The organism is Viridibacillus soli (assembly GCF_016612995.1).
Lineage (GTDB): Bacteria > Bacillota > Bacilli > Bacillales_A > Planococcaceae > Viridibacillus > Viridibacillus soli.
This window is the reverse complement of record NZ_JAEOAH010000094.1, coordinates 1-717: the sequence shown is the minus strand read 5'-3', so window position 1 is coordinate 717 and position 717 is coordinate 1. Positions and strand designations below refer to the sequence as shown.

The window sequence follows — 717 nt, the reverse complement described above, 5'->3', positions numbered from 1 at the left end:
CTATTTCGAACAATTCAAGGGTGCATATATTGAGCAACACCAAGAAGTAGTTCAAGTAATTGAAGAGCTTATAACAAAATATGGGTTAGTGAAATATCCTAATAAATATATCTCGGTAAGAAATGGTCCTGTTTATATATTTCCTTACGACAACATTGAGGTAGATATGGATAATTCTCAAGAGCTACTTGATGATTTTAAAAAGACCCAAAAGATAGATACTACTAAACTTTTACCTACATTAATACCAAGTGACCCCCGAAGCAATATTAGTGATGGCGAGCATGGTAGGTATGCAACGGAAATAGGTGTGGTGAATTTTCAATTTGAATTTGATATGAATAAAAATGAACATCCTATTCCAAACGCCAAAGATCTAATTGAGGACTTTCAAAAAAGTGGAGTATTAACAAAAGGAATATACAGTATCTATATGCGCGTAGATGATTCAAATCCAAAACATTTTGTGGGATGGGAAAATAATAGTGTAGTTTTGTTTGAAGTCGATGGAAATGGTGAATATACAATAATTGCTACTCCTAAATATGGTGATTTTTGGGACACTTACTTTTATGGTGATTACGCAGCTGAAAAAAATATAAAATAGAATTTTAGGTTGAATTACTTAATTGGAATTGACTAAAAATACACATGGTGTTACCCCTATTAGTAATAAACTGGATCTACGTCAAGACTTTAGACACTCTCAAGTTAATT

Annotated in this window: 1 protein-coding gene; it reads left to right on the top strand. The window is 32.1% G+C overall.

Going from position 1 to position 717, the window contains the following annotated elements; all coding sequences use genetic code 11:
* The coding region (locus JFL43_RS22140; RefSeq protein ID WP_200750724.1) for a hypothetical protein at positions 1 to 607 on the top strand (607 nt) is incomplete at its 5' end.
* Positions 608 to 717: the final 110 nt, after the last annotated feature.